The sequence below is a fragment of the Nostoc sp. genome (genome assembly GCF_036916735.1).
Classification (GTDB): Bacteria; Cyanobacteriota; Cyanobacteriia; order Cyanobacteriales; family Nostocaceae; genus Nostoc.
Genome location: NZ_JBALFV010000068.1, coordinates 33,086 through 51,618 on the forward strand (window position 1 = coordinate 33,086; position 18,533 = coordinate 51,618).

The 18,533-nt window shown below is 40.6% G+C and carries 18 protein-coding genes and 3 pseudogenes; 6 read left to right on the forward strand and 15 right to left on the reverse strand.

The genetic code is table 11. From position 1 onward, the window contains the following. Positions 1–45 precede the first annotated feature (45 nt). Positions 46–1,458: a TolC family protein gene (locus V7L20_RS15815; RefSeq protein ID WP_334744997.1), complete on the forward strand. Its 1,413-nt coding sequence runs from the start codon at positions 46–48 to the stop codon at positions 1,456–1,458. A gap of 238 nt (positions 1,459–1,696) precedes the next feature. Here V7L20_RS15815 and V7L20_RS15820 read toward each other — a convergent pair whose 3' ends face one another. Both V7L20_RS15820 and V7L20_RS15825 read right to left on the reverse strand, forming a co-directional pair. After that, positions 1,697–3,958 (reverse strand): cation:proton antiporter domain-containing protein, encoded by a 2,262-nt coding sequence (locus V7L20_RS15820; protein ID WP_334744998.1) that lies wholly within the window; start codon positions 3,956–3,958, stop codon positions 1,697–1,699. A gap of 167 nt (positions 3,959–4,125) precedes the next feature. Then, positions 4,126–4,944, reverse strand: coding sequence for a class I SAM-dependent methyltransferase (locus V7L20_RS15825; protein ID WP_334744999.1), 819 nt, complete (start codon positions 4,942–4,944; stop codon positions 4,126–4,128). A gap of 6 nt (positions 4,945–4,950) precedes the next feature. Here V7L20_RS15825 and V7L20_RS15830 point away from each other — a divergent pair, with 6 nt between their 5' ends. Beyond that, positions 4,951–5,712: a class I SAM-dependent methyltransferase gene (locus V7L20_RS15830; RefSeq protein WP_334745000.1), complete on the forward strand. Its 762-nt coding sequence runs from the start codon at positions 4,951–4,953 to the stop codon at positions 5,710–5,712. Positions 5,713–5,902: 190 nt separating this feature from the next. Continuing rightward, positions 5,903–6,592, forward strand: a pseudogene (locus tag V7L20_RS15835) (Uma2 family endonuclease). Positions 6,593–6,650: 58 nt separating this feature from the next. On the opposite strand, the gene V7L20_RS15840 reads toward V7L20_RS15835, so the two are convergent. From V7L20_RS15840 to V7L20_RS15850, 3 genes and pseudogenes are all read right to left on the reverse strand, one after another. Beyond that, positions 6,651–6,947 (reverse strand): hypothetical protein, encoded by a 297-nt coding sequence (locus V7L20_RS15840; protein WP_334745001.1) that lies wholly within the window; start codon positions 6,945–6,947, stop codon positions 6,651–6,653. 103 nt (positions 6,948–7,050) lie between these two features. Continuing rightward, a pseudogene (locus V7L20_RS15845) lies at positions 7,051–7,622 on the reverse strand (Uma2 family endonuclease). A gap of 36 nt (positions 7,623–7,658) precedes the next feature. Then, complete coding sequence (locus V7L20_RS15850) at positions 7,659–8,126, reverse strand: VOC family protein (RefSeq protein ID WP_334745002.1); 468 nt, start codon at positions 8,124–8,126, stop codon at positions 7,659–7,661. Between the two features lie 77 nt (positions 8,127–8,203). On the opposite strand from V7L20_RS15850, the gene V7L20_RS15855 reads away from it, so the two are divergent. Continuing rightward, complete coding sequence (locus V7L20_RS15855; protein ID WP_334745003.1) at positions 8,204–8,677, forward strand: DUF4385 domain-containing protein; 474 nt, start codon at positions 8,204–8,206, stop codon at positions 8,675–8,677. Positions 8,678–8,695: 18 nt separating this feature from the next. Here V7L20_RS15855 and V7L20_RS15860 read toward each other — a convergent pair whose 3' ends face one another. The 5 genes from V7L20_RS15860 to V7L20_RS15880 form a co-directional block, all read right to left on the reverse strand. Further along, complete coding sequence (locus V7L20_RS15860; protein WP_334745004.1) at positions 8,696–9,010, reverse strand: hypothetical protein; 315 nt, start codon at positions 9,008–9,010, stop codon at positions 8,696–8,698. A 257-nt stretch (positions 9,011–9,267) separates the two neighbouring features. Then, positions 9,268–9,915 carry a hypothetical protein gene (locus V7L20_RS15865; RefSeq protein WP_334745005.1) on the reverse strand — a complete coding sequence of 216 codons (648 nt, stop codon included), beginning with the start codon at positions 9,913–9,915 and terminating at the stop codon, positions 9,268–9,270. A 304-nt stretch (positions 9,916–10,219) separates the two neighbouring features. Further along, positions 10,220–11,239 carry an aldo/keto reductase gene (locus tag V7L20_RS15870; RefSeq protein ID WP_334745006.1) on the reverse strand — a complete coding sequence of 340 codons (1,020 nt, stop codon included), beginning with the start codon at positions 11,237–11,239 and terminating at the stop codon, positions 10,220–10,222. Positions 11,240–11,491: 252 nt separating this feature from the next. After that, positions 11,492–11,827: a cytochrome c6 PetJ gene (gene petJ, locus V7L20_RS15875; protein ID WP_289796391.1), complete on the reverse strand. Its 336-nt coding sequence runs from the start codon at positions 11,825–11,827 to the stop codon at positions 11,492–11,494. 55 nt (positions 11,828–11,882) lie between these two features. Beyond that, positions 11,883–12,107, reverse strand: coding sequence for a hypothetical protein (locus V7L20_RS15880; RefSeq protein WP_334745007.1), 225 nt, complete (start codon positions 12,105–12,107; stop codon positions 11,883–11,885). 191 nt (positions 12,108–12,298) lie between these two features. Between V7L20_RS15880 and V7L20_RS15885 the strand changes: the two genes are divergently transcribed. After that, on the forward strand, positions 12,299–13,099 hold the full coding sequence (locus tag V7L20_RS15885) for a histidine kinase (protein ID WP_334745008.1): 801 nt from the start codon (positions 12,299–12,301) through the stop codon (positions 13,097–13,099). 394 nt (positions 13,100–13,493) lie between these two features. Here the strand turns inward: V7L20_RS15885 and V7L20_RS15890 are convergent, their stop codons facing one another. The 5 genes and pseudogenes from V7L20_RS15890 to V7L20_RS15910 form a co-directional block, all read right to left on the reverse strand. Beyond that, on the reverse strand, positions 13,494–13,685 hold the full coding sequence (locus tag V7L20_RS15890; RefSeq protein WP_100898558.1) for a YqaE/Pmp3 family membrane protein: 192 nt from the start codon (positions 13,683–13,685) through the stop codon (positions 13,494–13,496). 135 nt (positions 13,686–13,820) lie between these two features. Next, complete coding sequence (locus V7L20_RS15895) at positions 13,821–14,222, reverse strand: phage holin family protein (RefSeq protein ID WP_334745009.1); 402 nt, start codon at positions 14,220–14,222, stop codon at positions 13,821–13,823. 296 nt (positions 14,223–14,518) lie between these two features. Next, on the reverse strand, positions 14,519–14,860 hold the full coding sequence (locus V7L20_RS15900) for a 2Fe-2S iron-sulfur cluster-binding protein (protein WP_334745010.1): 342 nt from the start codon (positions 14,858–14,860) through the stop codon (positions 14,519–14,521). A gap of 505 nt (positions 14,861–15,365) precedes the next feature. After that, a pseudogene (locus V7L20_RS15905) lies at positions 15,366–17,134 on the reverse strand (cation-translocating P-type ATPase); the annotation flags it as partial. Between the two features lie 103 nt (positions 17,135–17,237). Then, entirely contained in the window at positions 17,238–17,780 is a 543-nt protein-coding gene (locus tag V7L20_RS15910) for a hypothetical protein (RefSeq protein ID WP_334745011.1), read from the reverse strand. A gap of 281 nt (positions 17,781–18,061) precedes the next feature. Here V7L20_RS15910 and V7L20_RS15915 point away from each other — a divergent pair, with 281 nt between their 5' ends. Then, on the forward strand, positions 18,062–18,487 hold the full coding sequence (locus tag V7L20_RS15915) for a universal stress protein (protein WP_334745012.1): 426 nt from the start codon (positions 18,062–18,064) through the stop codon (positions 18,485–18,487). Positions 18,488–18,533: the final 46 nt, after the last annotated feature.

Below are 18,533 nucleotides of genomic sequence, written 5' to 3' on the forward strand. Positions count from 1 at the left end.
TTGTGATTGTATCCTCAAAAATTAATTAATAACTACAATCTATTTATGAATTTAAGTTTATTCTTCGTGCATTTTACCTGGGTTAGTGTAGCAATCGCTATTCTTTTTCCAAATGCAGCAAGTGCAGCAACTCCTTCAAAACCCCAGAATACCCCAAGCCCTGTACAGGTTCCCAATTACCTCAACCCTAGTCCCAATCCTCTCCAATTTCCTACCAAACCAGGGGAAGTAAGGATTAGGCAAACTGTGCCAATCAGTTTGGCACAAGCTTTGGAACTAGCAAGACGCAACAATCGAGATTTACAGGTAGCGCTATTACAGCTAGAACGCAGCCGCTCGCAACTACGCGAGGCTCAAGCTGCATTGTTTCCTACTCTGATAATTAACAGTAGTGTGACTAATAGTGGTAATGGTTTTACCAACAATTCATCTCAAGGCATCACCTCTTTTAATGGTTCAGCACAACTGAATTACAACGCTTATACCTCTGGTAATCGAGAAGCGACTATCCAAGCTGCCAAAGAACAACTACGTGTAGATCAATTGAATATTGAAATTCAGTCTTTGACAATTAGCTTGAATACCACGACTCTATACTACAATTTGCAGCAAGCAGATGAACTAGTAAGAATTAATCGAGCTTCTGTAGAAAATGCCCAGGCTAATTTGCGGGATACTCTAGCTAGAGAACAGGCTGGAGTAGGTACGCGCTTTGATGTGTTGCAAGCTCAGGTGAATTTAGCTAACTCTCAACAAGAACTGACTAATGCTATCTCGCAGCAGCAAATTGCCCGTCGTCAACTTGCCACGTTGTTAAGTTTGTCAGAGTCAGTTGATATTAGTGCCGCAGATCCTGTACAAATAGCCGGTCTTTGGCCGCAGACGGTAGAACAAAGTGTTGTCCAAGCGTTTCAAAATCGCCCAGAATTGCAACAGTTTTTAGCACGACGTAATATTTCTGAGCAACAGCGACGACAGGCACTTTCACAGCTAGGGCCGCAAGTTAGTTTAGTAGGCAATTACAATCTGTTAGATCAGTATAATGATGGCGTCAGCGTTACTGATGGCTATTCATTGGGAATTAACGGAGATCTGACTTTGTTTGATGCTGGAGCTGCAAGAGCAAGGGCGGCTCAGTCGAGAGTTAATATTGCGATCGCAGAGTCTCAATTTGATAGCCAGCGTGACCTAATTCGCTTTGATGTAGAACAGTACTATTCTCAATTGCAATCCAATTTAAATAATATCCAGACTTCTAGTGTGGCTTTAAATCAAGCCAGGGAAGCTCTGAATTTAGCAAGGCTAAGGTTCCAAGCTGGTGTAGGCACTCAAACAGAGGTGATTGATGCTGAAAATGACCTGACAAGAGCAGAAGGTAATCGAGTCGCAGCTATTTTGGATTACAATCGCGCTCTAGCTAATTTGCAAAGATCAGTCACTTCTAGAGGTTTGCGCTAAGGTCAAAGTATTTTGGATTTTAGATTTGCAATTTTGGATTAACCCTGCCCACAACGAGACTTAGCTTCAGGATTTTAAATTTGCTTTCTTCATAGCGCAGTTGCTTTACAAGGAACGGGGCATGAACCAAAAAATTATTTTAATCCAAAATCCAAGTTGCGTTGGAAGCGCACCAAAGGTGCGACCCAAAATCTAAAATTGCTGTTCAAACAAACTAAATGCCTCTAAGCCAAGAAGCCTATGGCGTAGTAATTACCCCTACTGGGCAATGTGCTCTATTTAGAATTGCATCAACTCTGTGACCGAAGAAAACGCGACCCGTAACCATTCGGATACTACTACCTAAAAGAATTAAGTCAACTTCGTTGGTTTGGGCAAACTTGAGGATTTCCCTTTCTGGGCTAGTTCCTTGAAGAATATAGGTTTTGACATTAGCACCTAGATTGCGGCCAATTTCTGCTTGTTGTTCGAGCAGATCGTGGGCAATTTCTTTAACTGGAGTTAGCGATCGCTGCTCGTAAAGAATATATTCAAGCTGTGGCACATTAATCACGTTCACGATCATAACTAATGCGCCTGTTTGAGCAGCGATCGTACTTGCCATTTCTACAGCATTTTTGCTATATTCTGTCCCTATTGTTGGCACCAGAATCTTTGTCAGCTCTTGTTGAGCGATTTTGCATATCTCACCTTTGGCGTAGGGTAGGTGCGACTTCACCACCATCGTTGCACAAGGCGCTTCTTGTACTACCCGATCTACAAGTAAATTGAACAATGTTTTCTGGGGGCGGATCTGTTCAGAAGCTCCTAGTACAATCAAGTCATAGTTTTTCTTCGCTTCATTCAGAATTACCTGCGCTTTATTTTGCCCAGACTCGGTTTTTGTTTGCAGGGTGGTATCAGCAGGTAGCTGCATTTCTTCAACAACAGATGCCAAAGCAACCTCTGCGGCAGTGTCTTTTACCTCGGTTGCTGTTCGACGGGCTTTTTTTTGGGGCTGCTTATCACTCAGGGCATATAAAGATGTAACTTCTATCGAGTTTTGGTGAGCCATGTAACCGACTAATTGCGCCGCGAGTTGGATGTTGGGGCCACCGCTAGTAGGTATTAAGACACGTTGGATTTGCTTGATAAAGCTACGGCTATCCTGTTCTTCCTGTTGCAAACGTCGAGCTTCTTCATCACTCATAACCACCTTCGACAAACACCAGCGCAGAAGGGGTGGAGCCATTAGGGAAGTGACGATAGCCACCATGACAATAATCGAGTACATCTGGGGATTGAGCACTCCCAAAGATAAACCAATCGTGGCAACGACAATTTCCATCGCCCCGCGAGCATTCATCCCAGCACCCATCGCCAAACCTTCCCAATGACTCAAACCGCCGACGCGAGAACCAAGGTAAGCACCTGTAAATTTGCCAACACAGGCGACAGCCAGAACAATCAAGCCGAATATCAGCGTTTTAGGGACTAACAGAGCTAGTAAATTAACTTTCAAGCCAGCTGAAGCAAAGAAAATTGGCGCTAGAAAGCTGGCTGTGAATACTTCTAGCATGTGTCCAGCTTCATTGCTAAAGCGGCGAGATTGCCCTGCCAGAATGCCTAGCACGAAAGCACCTAATGCTGCTTCTAGACCTAATGCGTGGGTAAGTGCTGCTGCCGAGAGCGAAAGAATTAGCACCACCGAAATACTCGCGGCAATTCCACCAACATAGTCATCAACCCAGCGCAAAATCTGGTCTACGATGGTACGCCCAATTGTAAAGGCGATCGCTAGAAACAATATAGCCGCACTCACGGAATGGAAAATTGTCCCCAGGTCAAATTTACCGCTACTAGCTAAACCTGAAACTACAGAAAGTAAAATCCAACCGATAGTGTCGTCGGTCATACCAGCAGCTAATGTAACTTGACCAATGTCACGGCGAATCAGGTTTAAGTCCATCAACACCTTAGCAATCACTGGTACTGCCGAAATACTCATTGCTGTGGCGATGAACAAACTGAATACTAGTCGCTTTTCTGGATCGGCTAAAAAATTATCTGGCAATAGCCAGCCCAATCCAAATCCGGTGATAAACGGGACAAGAATTCCGCCCAGTGAAATCAGCAGAGCCGTTTTACCCTTACGAAGAATCAGCTTGAGATCCGTTTCCAACCCAGTTACAATTAGCAAAAATAACACGCCTAACCAAGAAATAACCGAAAGTAAATTAGACTGTTCTTGACTTTTGGGAAAGATGTGTGCCTGTAAGTCTGGAAGGAGCAAACCAAATAGAGAAGGACCAAGCACCACACCCGCCAGTAATTCTCCAACAACAGGCGGTAGGTTAATCCGGCGCATCAACTCACCTAATCCCCGCGCTACGAGAAGCAATAGTGACAGTTGCACTAACACCAACAGCAGTTCATGATGACCAAGAGGTTTAATTAAACCGTCACCTGCTACTTTCTGTGCAGCGAGTACAGGCACTAACATCAGGGGCAGGTTTTGCATATAAACGTCCAAAGGTTGGATTACAAATTTTTAAAGGGGCTACTTCAAGTAAATCCTAAAAATGTTTACTTCCACATCGGTCTAGGAGATTAAACTGTCATTAGTAACGGTAACATTATTATGCGCGATCGCCCTTAGCTGTAAGTTCAGGATCAAAGCTCATCAACTTATTTTCGAGCGCGAACAAAGAACTTTGTAGTGTCTTCCCAAATACCTTGATCGGTTGCTAGTTTCTCAATTTCAGCTTTGTACTCAACTTGCAACTGATTTAATTGTTCCTGTGATAATTTTGACAACAGGGGATTACCTTTAAAATTTATCTTAATTGCTGTTTCAGATAATCTGTTATCCCTAAGAGGGCGATAACGTCCTGATGGCTCAATCTTAATTTTAATATCTTTAAAACCTGCCTGATTGAGCAAACTTCCACATTTTTCTGGAGTCCCCAGTGGTTCAAGGATATGTGGTAGAGATACGCCCAAAACTCTAGCGCAGATCCTTTGCTGAAGAGACGCCATATAAGCAGTTTCAGGAGGACAGGTGAATGCTACAAATCCTCCGGGTTTCAAGAAGTGATACCACTTTTTTAAAATAGCCATTATATCAGGAAAAAGTACAATGGCCTCACAGCAAAAGACAACATCAAAACTACTATTAGTAAAGTTGAAATATTCTGCATCTGCCTCAATCAACTCGATATTTTGTAATTTTGCTGCTGCAATTTTAAGTCTTGCTTGATGTAACATTCCAGGAGTGATATCAATCCCAATCACGTAGCCTTCTGAACCAACTTTTTCAGATGCAGGAATCGCAACTAAACCTGTTCCAGTTGCCACATCAAGGATTTTCTGTTTCGAATGTAGTGGAACAAATTCAAGTAAAATCTTGGCTTCTAGAGGATGGCGAGTACCCTTCTCATGGTCATAAGTCGTTCTACTACCATAAAATTCTTTTAGTTGCTGCTTATAACTATCTCGATCAGTCATAACCAAATGTTAAATTTTCTCCACTTTATAGTAACTTTTATTGGGATATTAAGTTGCTTGCTGCTGAATCCAACCCTGATAACACAAGCCGCGACTTCATCCAGCACTGTTTACGAACAACGCATAATCCATAGTCCAGATGGTATTGGCAAATATTATATGGGGCGCGAAATCGCCAAAGTTATGGGATACACAGGCGCTGGGTGGCTAGAACGTCCAAGTCGAGAGGGAGAGGAACAGCCAAGTAAAGTAGTCACCCTCCTCAATCTAAAACCTAATGATGTAGTGGCGGATATTGGTGCTGGTACTGGTTACTTAAGCTTTCGCATCGCCCCATTATTAACAGCAGGTAAGGTGTTAGCTGTAGATGTTCAGCCAGAAATGTTGGAAATTATTGAGTTGTTCAAAAAAGATAAAAATATTACTAATGTTAAGCCTGTTTTAGCAACTCTTAGTAACCCCAACTTACCATCTGAAAGTATCGATTTGGCGTTGATGGTAGATGCTTACCATGAACTTGAATATCCCCAAGAAGTGATGCAAGGAATTGTAAAAGCACTTAAACCAGGTGGTCGGGTAGTGCTGGTTGAGTACCGGGGTGAAAATCCCTTTATCATGATTAAAGGTCTGCACAAGATGACTCAAAAGCAAGTCCGTAAAGAAATGCAAGCTGTTGGTTTGGTTTGGCGTGAAACTAAAAACTTGTTACCTCAACAGCATTTAATGGTATTTGAAAAACCTGATTCTAGCGTTCCTAGTTTACTCTGACCTGACTTCCATTTCTCTGTTTTAAAAGCAGATAGGCTTTGATACTTACTCCCCTTCTCTTGTAGGGAAGGGGCTGGGAATTAGGTCTGTATTGAACTCAACCTAAAAGCACTATAAGTGATTTAGTAAATCTGTAGAAAATATGCATTAAGCCATAATAAAGTAAGACTCCTTGCCAGAGCAGAAAATCATGATTAACCTATCACTCAAGCGACGAATTCCTCCTTTAGAGAATGGCGATCGCCTGACTCGCTACGAATTTGAGCGCCGCTATCAAGCAATGCCCCGTCATCAAAAGGCAGAATTAATTGAAGGAGTTGTATACTTGGCATCCCCGTTACGCTTTGAAAGTCATGCTGAACCACATAGCCATACAATCACTTGGTTGGGAGTTTATGAAGCATCAATCCCTGGTGTGAGATTGGGAATTGAGCCAACAGTCCGCTTAGATCGAGACAATGAACCGCAACCAGATGGAGTGCTATTAATCACACCAATAGCTGAAGGACAATCTCGTTTCAGTGATGATGATTACATATAAGGTGCGCCAGAACTCGTAATAGAAATAGCAGCTAGCAGTGTTGCTATTGATTTACATGACAAGAAAAAAGTCTATGGTCGGAATGGGGTAAAAGAATATATTGTTTGGCAAATATTTGAAAATAAATTAGATTGGTTTAGCCTGCAACAAGGAGAATATGTCTCTTTAGAAGTCGATGCAGATGGAATTATCAAAAGTCAAATATTTCCTGGCTTGTGGTTGTCAATGTCAGATTTACTTGCTGGCAATATGCAGCAAGTATTGGCTGTGTTGCAGTTGGGGTTAAATTCGCCAGAACATCAAATATTTGTGCAGCAGTTGTCTAGGCAAGGAAGATAGTTAGAATACATCCGTCTGAATAGTTAAAGATTCAGGTAATTTGAGGAATATTTTGGCATCAGTCTATTTTTTTGGGAATGAAACTGGCACTTTTGGTTGCACTATCCCAAACAATCCAGCTAAGAGAATCATCTAAATCATCCGGGCTATTTGAAACTTTAAAATACAGTTTTTCTTCGCCCTTTCTTTCAATAGCAAAGTCGGCATTTTGAGCATAAACGACTATAAAACCTTTGTCTCGCAAACAATACATTGCCCAGGCTTTCAATGATTGCTTGTATGGTTCGTGTGGAATTGGCGGTTTTTTGATTGTGTCTTCAATTACTTTAAATATTTGCGTGAGTTTTGCGCTCATAGTAGATTAATTAGTGTCCTTTAAAGAATTGTTGCCTTTTTTTACAGGTAGTATTTATTAATTGTATTCTCACAAAATTGAGTATTTTAAAACATTATTATTACTAATTTTTTTTCAGACTGAGTACAAAATAAGGTAAAATATCCTCCCCAGAAAGAGTTTGAATTGAATTTAAAACTTCCACATCTTGTCCAAGACGATAAATTTCAACTCCTGCTTTTTTCGATTTATCAGCCAACCCAAACAATATCTATTTTACATATACTCATGCATTTTTTATTGAACTTTTTTTAAAGTGTCAGATGGTCACATTATTTCAATTGTAAAATCAGGACATAAAGAAATAATTTTTTCTCTTTGTTCTTTAGTCAAACTATCCCAACGAGATTTTTCAACCCAAGAAACATCAGGAGAACGGTCAGCCCCTGAAGGTAAAGTAAATCCAGTTGAAGAATTAAAAACTTCGCTTAACTGCTTTTGTTCATTCCATGATGCCAATTGCAGAATTAAATTAACGTTACTTCTTCTAGTTTCTCCCCCGGTTGGTGGCATTATGACTAATTCTCCTTGGGCATTGCGTTCTAGTTGTAAATCAGGGTTTTCTTCACACAACTGATAAAACTGCTCTCTTGTTAGTTTAAGAATCGAATTAAGGTTTAATGTCAGTGCTGTCATAGAAGTATTTCCTGTTTTTTGCTGACAAATAATTATTTAATGGACATCTGGATCGCAACGAATTTCAATCATAAAGCCATCTGGATCGTAAAAATACACTCCTCTACCAGTAGGACGAGTGACTGGGCCGTGTGCGATCGCTATTTTATTTTCTCTGATCACTGTCACCGCGCGATCAAATAACTGTGGATCGATGTCAAAGGCTAGATGATACGCTCTGGTGAATGTCTTTTCTGGGTCTGGATTTGGTGGTGTTAAATCGGGTTCCCCGAATAAATCCAGTATCGTTCCATCCGGGGTGATGAAGTTGGCTACTTTCCCAGATGCGACAAGTTCCACCAAGGTTGCGGGTACTTCGTCGCCTGTAAGTTCATGCAAACCCAGGATTGTGCCATAAAAGTAGCGGGAAGCTTGCATATCCTGGACGTTGAGGGCAATGTGATGCACTTTACGCAGATTGCCGGGTGCAAGGACACTGTTCACGGATTGGGTGCTAGATAGCATAATAAAACAAAATTTCCCTACAGAGATAGAAGCTCGACTTTTTTATTAAAGTTTATTATGAATAATAAACACTTCGCATGGCTTTTGATTATTCTTTAGACTTTAAAAATCTCGATTTTCGTCAACATCCTGAACTTTATCGCGTTGGCAAGGGTGAGCAGGGTGTACTTTTGGTTGAACCATACAAATCAGAAATTCTTCCTTACTGGCGGTTTAAAACTCCTGAGATTGCTAGAGAGTCAAGTGAAAAAATATACGAGCTTTTTCTTGATTATTTAGAGAAAGATGATTTTGTCGGCGCAGATATGGCACGAAAGTTTATTCAAATGGGTTATACTCGCTCTCGCCGTTATGCTAATCATAAGAGTGGCAGGAAATATAAACAAAATTTGGAAACTTCAGGTGACAAAAAAGAGATTCTTCCCTATGAAGTAGACTCAGTTAAAGCGGAATCAGCAGCAATATTTAAAGCTAAGTGGGTAGAAGCAAAGACAAATGAGAAATATCTACAGCTTTTAGCCAAGCATAAGCAGATGTATGAATTAGACTAGCACTCTGTCAACTTTCAATTAAGTGACTTTCGGAGAGTGCGTTACGCGAATGAACCTCTGAGCTTCGCGAATGAACTTCTGAGCTTCGTCGATGAACCTTTGAGCTTCGTCGATGAACCTTTGAGCTTCGTCGATGAACCTTTGAGCTTCGTCGATGAACCTTTGAGCTTCGCGAGTGAACCTTTGAGCTTCGCGAGTGAACCTTTGAGCTTCGCGAGTGAACCTTTGAGCTTCGCGAGTGAACCTCTGAGCTTCGTCGATAAACCTTTGAGGTTCGTGAATGAACCTTTGAGCTTCGTGAATGAACCTTGTTAGAATTAGATACTGAAGCAATCAAAAATGTGAATAATTCTCTGAGTTCTTAACTGCTGCCAACTCCGTTTTATCCAGACGAGCTTATTGAGTTTACTGACTGCGGGATGGACAGAACAAAAAGTTTTAGAAGATTATCTTACTCTTAACTCAAAAGCACTAAGAGCAGTATTCGCTTTTACCTGGGGTTAGACTAGATGTTAAAAAAAAGGGGTGTCTGATTGAACACAGACACCCAATTGGCAAAAGCTAAGAAAAGAACAACCAAAATCAACAGGTTAAGGGTTGCAAGTAGGCGGGTTTTTTGAGGTGTTAGGTTTAATGCAAAGCGGTCCGAGGTTGGTTAGATAATCAGGTCGGCTAATAAATGCTAATGGGCCAGCCTTGTGTTCACCATTAAAGGGGGTAGGTTTGCGAACATCAAAGCCACACGTGGCAGCATCTTTAGGGTTGTTAAACCAAAACCCTATATGGAAAGTGTTTGTAGGTGGTAACTTCACTTCCGGATCAAAACCGAAAATCTGATCTAGCAGGATAGTTTTAATTGTTACAAGTCCAGGCTCAACATCAGATTGATACCAAGCCAGACCAAAGTTTTTGAAATTTGGGTTTGGGGTTCCAAATGCCAACTGAGGACTATTCTCTACAGTAAACAGGTCAAACTTCAAACCAGGCTTGAAATTTGTCAACCTCAAAGTCAGCTGATCGTTAAGATTGCCACGCTTTACGGTGGCTTTAACCCGAGGCGTAACTCCAGGAGTGGCTGCCATACAATTAATGAACTGCTTGTTAGGAAATAACTCAAAAGTAGTTTCATCAGATTCTGGTGAAAACTGTGCTGTGGCAAGCTGGCTGAACCCAAATACTAATAGCAACCCTCCGGCAAATATGCGAGGAGCTATTAAAAACGGAAATTTACAAAACATAAATTTAAACTCTTTTATTAAGTATTTTGCAACAATCAACCTACAGGTGTACCCTACTACGAATTTGCACATATTCAAAATAATTTAAGATAATGTTACATATTGAATTAATAAGAAAAAGGTAAGTCTTTAAAGATTTCTAAAGAAGAAGTTAATCAAAAAAAATAACAGTTTACCCCTCACAATAATGATAATTATTGTGAGGGGTAAGGAGATGGTTACCAACATCATTCTAGTTTAGAGGCATGGTTGCAGGGATAGATTCTACAATAACCTTCACCGTGTTATCAATCTTTTTTGGAAGTTATCGCCGATATTCGTCGCCGCAATCGCCGATTAGCTGGTATAAATCGCGTGATTGGCGAGATACCGCATCAATGCGATCGCGATCGTCTGCATCTAAACTAAAATTAAATACTTTGGCGTTCTCTTCTATATGTTCAGATACACCAAGTCTGGCACCAACTATCACACCGCCTACAGTTGGCTGATCTAAAATGTAACGCACTGCTACGTTAGAAATGCTTACCCCATGCTTATTAGCAATTTCCTTCAGGATAGCTAGCAACTCTTGAAATAGTCGCCAACCACCCCAAGCATCGATCATATTTTTATATTTTTTCAAGCTAGCAGTGGATAAATCAAATCCTCGTGGTTCCGGTTTACCCAAATAGTTTTCTGATAACAAACCACCGCACAGTGTACCGTAAGTAAAAAGCTTTATGTCATGCTGTTGACAAAACTGCACCATATTCACTTCCGGGCGGCGGTCAATAAGTGAAAATTGCACTTGGTTAGAAACGATTTTGATCCCTGCTTCGGTAATAAGCTTTAAGTTTTCCGTGTCAAAATTAGTTAAACCTAAATGCTTAATTTTACCTTCAGTCTGAAGTTCTGCCATGTATTTTAGGGCATCTAGGTAATTTTTATCCTGATATTCCCACCAGTGGAATTGCATCAAATCTAACGATTCCACATTCATCCTTCTCAGAGAAATATCAATATTTTCTTCGACCAGTTTTTTAGTCATTTTGCCAGGACGAGGCACCCATTTTGTAAAAGCTTGTACCTGAGATAAAGCATCTTTCCCACGAGTGTCAATTAGTTGACAGCGAAATTCACCAATAAAGTCTTCTGCGGGGCCATAGTGGTCTGCTAAATCCCAAGTGGTAAAGCCTGCATCTACATATTTGAACATCGTCTCAATAGCCGCTTGGGGATTAATGCGTCCGTGTGCGCCGGAGACTTGCCACATCCCATTTAATATACGGCAAATGTTCAAATCAGGAGTGAATTGGAGACGGCTAGCTGTGGGTAAGTTCATTTTCAAGTTTAGGAGTGAGAAGAGACACGATTAATCACGTCTGTACAATAGTTAGCAGTGAGAAGAATGAAGAATTAGTAAGTTCGTAAGCATCTTATTACAAGATTCTTAGCCTTTACACCTTCTTAATAACCATTTATAACAGCGATAATCAATAACTCTTAAATCTTAACTCTTAACTCCTGTACAGACGCGATTAACCCTTGTCTCTACTCCTAACTCCTGTACAGACAAGGGTTAATCGCGTCTCTCCTAACGCCAGTCTTTTTCAGCTTGTTCGAGAACGTAAGCAGCAACATCTTGAATTTGCTGTTCAGTCAGGCGTTCTTTGTAGGCTGACATATTATTTTTACCATTGGTAACTATAGATGTGACTGCCTCTATTGAATCCATGCCATACTTTTTCAGCGCTTGCTTTTTGAGATTTTTACCTCGCCTGATAATGTTGCTGCCGTTGATATGACAACCAGCACAATGAACACTAAATATTTGTTCACCGTTAACTGTATCTGCTGCACTAGCAGGTAAAGTAAAAGTGCTTATCAATAACAAAAATGTAACCAATACTAATGTAAGTAGTTTTTTCAATTAACTTCTCCCGATTTGGACATACTTGTTGCAGGGATTAGTATCAGAACCAATACTACAAGGATTCAAAGTCAGTTGTAAATCCAGCAAAATTTGCACAATCTTCTTGAAAGGCTTCGGCATCGCTAACATCTTCAATTTTGTAAGACATGATGCGCGTCCCATCTGGCATTTTTTTGGAACTAATCAATTCACCTTGATATTTTTCTGCGATCGCTTTAAATTCAGTACCATAAAGCTTCCAGGCATCGCCTGAACAAGTAATATTTACTTGCCACATATTTTTATCTCAATTACTAGCAACAAATATTAATCATCTCACGAATGGGCAACATACTACACATCACCTTATCAAGGTTATTCTTTTCTATCTAAAGGAAGTGCCGAGCCTTTTTAGACTACGCCATAATATACTTATGGGAACATGTCTAGAAAATTTTATCCAAAATAGTTAAACCTCAAGAGTTGAAAATGCCTAACAATATCAAACAACAAATTCAAGCAGACCTGCAACAAGCGAAAGAAACTGGACAATTAAGAACTGAACGGATTCGAGAAATTGTGAAATCCGCAGTTTCTCAAGTAGCTTCTGAGTTTAAACAAGGTTCAAGTGAAGTTCGTAGTATTGTTAAAGATGCTGTCTCTGCTGTAATTGAAAACTTCCAAGAAAAAGGTAGCGAACTCAAAGATGAAGTGACAGCTTCTATTGAAGGAGCGCTGGAAGGGATTAATAGCAAAAGACACGAAAGTATTGCTCAAACTCAGATAGATATAAAGCGCCTACAGGCTCAACTGGATGGTGAAGAAGAACAACTACAGCAAGAAGTTGATGTAATTTTGGCAGAGATTGAAGAGACAAGTAAGGAAGAACCTGCTAGTACCAAAACTGCCATTGATTCTGCTGTCAATGCTATTAAAGATAGTGAAGAAGTAGGATTGTTAAAGAAACGTTACGCGCAACTGCAAGCGCAGCTTGCAATTGTCCGAGCTAACTTAGCTGCACGCTATGGCGGACGTAATATGGAAGTTCAAGATTATCTAGACGAGGCTAAACACTGGTATGATAAAGCTCGTCCTCAAGCAGAATCTATGGCTGTGCAGGTAGAACAGAAGCGATCGCAGCTTGAAGATAAACTGGGTGAAGCTGGTACATCTTTAGCAAGAAAAGAGCGCCAAATCAAACAAACGTTGAGAGAGTTACTTTTAACGGCGGCTGACTTATTCAAAGATAAGGAACCTGCTAATAAAGAGCGGGAGACTATTCATAAATAGACTAGACTACTATTCACAAAAACCCTGATACATATAGAATTTTTGTAGGGACAGGACAATGTCGTGTCCCTATCAACGTATTTGTATAATTATTAAAGACTTAGCTTTATTAGGCTACATTAGCCTTTGGTATAACCCACTGCTTAATAAGTTGAAAAATATCTAATTGTATAATTGTAGAACTATCGTCATATCAGTTATCGACCCAGTGATGTACAATTTTGACCTCTCTACTAAAAGGAGAGAGCTTTTGAATTTTCCCCCTTCCCGCTTCATAAACGGGTTTAGAGGGTTAGGTCTTATAACTTCTAATTCTAGTAGAAACTAAAATGGTGTGTTACGCCTAAAGCTGTAACACACCCTATTTAAGATTCCCTAAAATTCATCTTGCGTATTAGTAAATATTTCCTTCTCTATTCAGTTGTTCATCATGCTTGGCAATAACCCAAATTGCATGAATACTACCGGGTAGCCAACCTAGAACTGTGAGCAAGATGTTAATAAACAGAGTTGGCCCAATTCCAACTGTCAGGAAAACGCCTAAAGGAGGCACTAACAAACCTAGAAGAAAACGAACTAATTTCATGATTTTACTGTATTTTTGTGTGATTTTCTTTAATTACATTATGGAAAATATTCCAAATTAGCAAATCCACCTTGAAATATTTTATTTGGAGTAGACAAGTGGTACTAAAATTTGTCTTTCTACTCCTTTTAATACTTATCTAGAAGAAGGTAATTCACCTTGGTTTTTTACATCACCACTGCCGATTAAAAGGTTTCTTTCAACAAAATAGTTATTAATGAAGGTGTTAGCAAAAGTTAGAATCACTGGCCCAACGAGGAAACCAATAAGTCCGCGAACTGCGAATCCAGGAACTAGCACTGCTGCTAACCAGAAACACAAACCGTTAACGACGAGCGAAAATGCTCCAAATGATAGAAAGTTAAGTGGTAGAGAAAGAGTAGACAAAACTGGTTTAACTGAACCGTTAATTAGACCAATTACTAAAGCAGCAATTATAGCTGCGGGAAAATTAGCAATATTAACGCCTGGAACAACTAAATCAACAATCAACAGGCTCAAAGCTGTAGCTAGGGCGGTTAATAATGGTGTTAACATTTTTCTTACCTTATCACTAGAGATTTTTTGTAACTTCTCATTTCATCCTCAGCTATGTGCTAGGTTTTAACCTCTCTTGCAAGATAGAATTTGCTTCTACCGTTAGACCGATCATTGAGAAAAAGATAGCGATTTCAATACTACGTAAGTTTTACTTAAAAAAGCACTCCAAGGCAGGTTAGGTTGAGGAACTAAAGCCAACTTTTTCATGTTTTTATTCGGATTTCACTACCTACCCCTATGGGTATCTTGCTACAACCCAACCTACAAATCTTCTTAACCGATTAATATTGCAATCACTTAGATTTTCCAGACTCAGGCTTATAATAAAGGGCTGATTTATATAAGACTTGTTCTTGATGAGTTTCTAAAGTGCAATGAGACAAAGGGTAAGTTACACAAGTCACAACATAACCAGCTTGTATTTCACTTGGACGCAGAAATTTTTGCTCACTTTGATCAACTTCACCGCTAATGAGTTTAGCGACACAGGCAGAACATTCGCCTTGTTTACACCCAGATGGTAGGCGGATACCAGCATCTTCCGCCATATCCAAAATATACTGATCATCTGGTACTTGAATGGTGCGATCCAATCCAAGTGTAGGATTGATGAATCGAACTTGATAAACTGCCATCTCCTGTTTCTAATTTGAGAGTCACATATTGTTATTTTCTAGCGTGTTTGGATCTGGGACAAGAAGATTGATTAAATACTTTGCTTGAAAATCCTCATCTAGCAAAATTCGTAGGCTCAAGTGAGACTCCTTTTTCTTGCAAGCGATCGCGTTCTTCTTGGACTTCCAGTTTCATTAGTTCTTTGTGAGTTTTACACTAACGACGTTATATAGCAGTCCTAAATGATTCGTAAACTTCTTTGCTTCTTCTCTTAACGTTCTTGGCGGCTTGGCGGTTCGATAATTTTTACAATCTTATTTAGGATTGCTATAAATAGATTCTCTAGCATTATCCCTAGTTGAGCGGATCGAAACGCTACAAGATGAGAACTATGAACACCACTGGCAAACCTACACCTATAGAAATGAGAGCTTGCGTAAATGTCAAAGGTGTGGTATAAAACACTTGATTCATCATGCTCCACTGACTGAACAGACATTGTAAAATCACCACAGCCACAATTCCGATCGCAGCTGCTGTGAGTGCATGATCCCCAGTGATCATCTTCACCTGAATCCCGGCAGATTGACAGGCTTTGACTGCGGCGATCGCTTCCTCACGCGGCGGATCGATTATGCCTTGAAGTCCCAAAAACACCAGTCCTTAATCGATATCATGGCGCTTCAAAGAACCTTTGTTAGAGGTAACTTCTTTGCTGGCAAAAGCTAGCACTCGTAACCCTTGGTTTGCCATGCGGCCAACTTCCTGTTCCACTGCGGCAGCATTGAGAGGAGCTTGTCCTTGAGTGTCGAGCATCTGATCGCATCGTTGGAGAATTGCCTCTACAGAACCTTTGAGATAAATGATATTGAGTGATCGCTTTGCATCTAATTCATGCAAAGTCGCCATGTACTGGAATTGAGACTCAAAGGGAATGGTGTCTATTCTAGGTAATTCTTGCTCTAGATTCGCTTGCGTTAATCCCGCTTTATTGGCAGCTGTAATCAATGCTCCCTCAGTTGGGGTTCCTACTAAGTCCCACTGTTCATCTCCCCATTCGATGTGAGAATCATTGCAGAGCAATCCTGCTTCCAGGGATTCCCAAAGAGCAATATGTCCATGTGCATCGAAATCAACAGGCTGTTGATCCATTAGGATTTCACCATCTGGGGCATAACCAATACCGCTAACGGTGTAGTGTTGCCCACCTGCATAAATCGCCTGAACCGTCATCTGATTCTCAGTTAACGTCCCAGTTTTGTCAGAGCAGATAACAGTAGTACTTCCCAAGGTTTCCACAGCAGGTAGCTTGCGAATAATTGCTTTACGTCGTGCCATTCGGGAAACCCCGATCGCCAAAGTGACGGTAACAATCGCAGGTAATCCTTCTGGAATCGCGCTGACTACCAAAGCTACACTCGCTTTAAAAACATCAATCCAAGATTCGCCTTGTCCTAATCCGACTGCAAATGTCAGGGCAGCCAAACCTAAAATTACATACAACAAGCTTTTGCTAAACTTGTCAATATTTCGCGTTAGCGGTGTTTTCAGATTTGTGCTGCTTTCAATTAACTGTGAGATGCGACCGGTTTCAGTAGCATCTGCGATCGCTACTACAATCCCTTCTGCCTGTCCAAAACTAACGAAACTTCCTGCATACACCTATTGCTGCGTTCGGCTAACGGTGTCTCAACATCCAACAATTGGGTTACTTTCTCCACCGGAACGGATTCACCTGTTAAGGCAGACTCATCAACTTGCAACTGACGCACACTTAATAGCCGCAGATCGGCGGGTACTTTATCCCCAGATGCCAGCAGTACCAAATCACCCAGAACAAGTTCAGTCGAAGCCAAACGAGTTTTTTGACCATTGCGAATCACAGTTGCTTCGGTAGTGACGGCTTTGGATAAAGCAGCGATCGCACCTTCTGCTTTTGATTCTTGAATGTAGCTAATGATGACGTTAATTAGGGTAACGGCAAAAATTACTCCTGCATCTATCCAATCTCGCAGCAGCAGCGTTACTACTCCCGCCGTCAGCAAAATATATAGTAGTGGTTGATTAAATTGCTCTAAAAATCGTAGCCAAGGACTTTTTCCACTTTTACCAGTCAGTTGATTTGCACCCATCTGCTGGTGTCGTTTGCTAGCTTCTTCATGAGTCAAACCTGCTTCCGAATGGCTGGCTAACGTTTGCACAACCTTTTGTTCATCCAGAGTATGCCATTCATAGTTGAGTAAATCTTTTGTTGTTTGGGCGAAAGTATTTGTAGCGATCGTATTTGCTGTCATCTCAGTCTCCAAAAACTAATTTGTAATTCGTAATTAAGACTCATCAGATTTATATGGATTTCTCTGTTTGAATCTGTACTTTTCTTTTTTCAAATTGGTGTGATTACGAGAATCTTTTGCTAAGTTCATAAATATCCCATTCCTGCACACCCCAATAATTGAGAATCGATTCTGCTTGCCAGATTTCATATGTTGTTCCTTCTACTTTCACCAAAAATTTTTCTTGACAGGTGGCTGGCTCACAAAGTCTAGGTTGCCTTTCGGGAGTAAACCAACCTTGAAATGCGCCATAAACACTGCCAAAAATCGCACTTGCTCCACCTGCCAGCAGTGTACTCACCACAGATTCAACCGCTAATACTGGCCCAAAACCGGGAATAATTAATACCCCAAGTCCGGCTGTTAGTGCCAGGAAACCCCCGGTTGTTCCTCCTGTAATTGCACCTGCTTTAGCACCTTCAATCGGAGTTATGGGATGTTTACCCGCATTAGCATCCTCGTGCAACTTTTCATCTTCAGAGTCTAAAGTGAACACAGAAATTTTCTGCATGGGAAAGTCAATCGCTCTGAGTTCATCAAGCACCTGTGTTACAGCCTGACGGGTAGAAATGATGCCGATCGCATTTTTAACTGGACTGAAATTCATCACAACATCTCCTATCAAAATCAGTAAGTTTAAAACGAAGCTTTATTAATCTCCAAATAGTAAAAAACTATAGTTTTATAGTGTGAGCATGAACCGTATTAGGTAAGAGATTCGTTTTAAACCTCAGTTAGCTTAGTTTCGTTTCTCTGCTTCTTTTCCAGGATTGCTGATGAATGTGAACGAAAAGTGAATAAATTGCTTATCGGGACTTAATTTCACTTTTAAATCACATTTGTCCCTCAAGCTAAAAAACAACAAATGAGAGATTATTGGAGCTGGATATGAGCTTTAAGAAGATTTTGGTGGCAGTCGATGATTCACCTGCGACTGCAACAGTGTTTATAAAAGCGCTGGAGTTAGCCCAAAGAGATGCTGCTCAGTTAATGATTGGTTACAGCATTGAGTTAGCAACTTCTAGTCAACTTACTGTGAACTTAGTAGACCTGGAAATAGAAACACAACAAGCACAAAGTTTACTCCAGTTGTACTATCAGAAAGCGAAAATACTAGGCATTATGGCAGAATCCAGTTATCAAACAGGAGATCCTGGGACTAACATCTGTGATTTAGCCCGGAGTTGGGGAGCAGATTTGATTGTGCTTGGTCGTAGAGGACTTAAAGGATTTGCTGAACTTGTAGCAGGAAGTGTGAGCAATCACGTCGTTCATCACGCTCCATGTTCCGTCCTGGTTGTTCAAGGTCAGTAGTTCCTTCACAACTGTCTACCAGCCGCCAGAATTTTGCTGTTCAAAC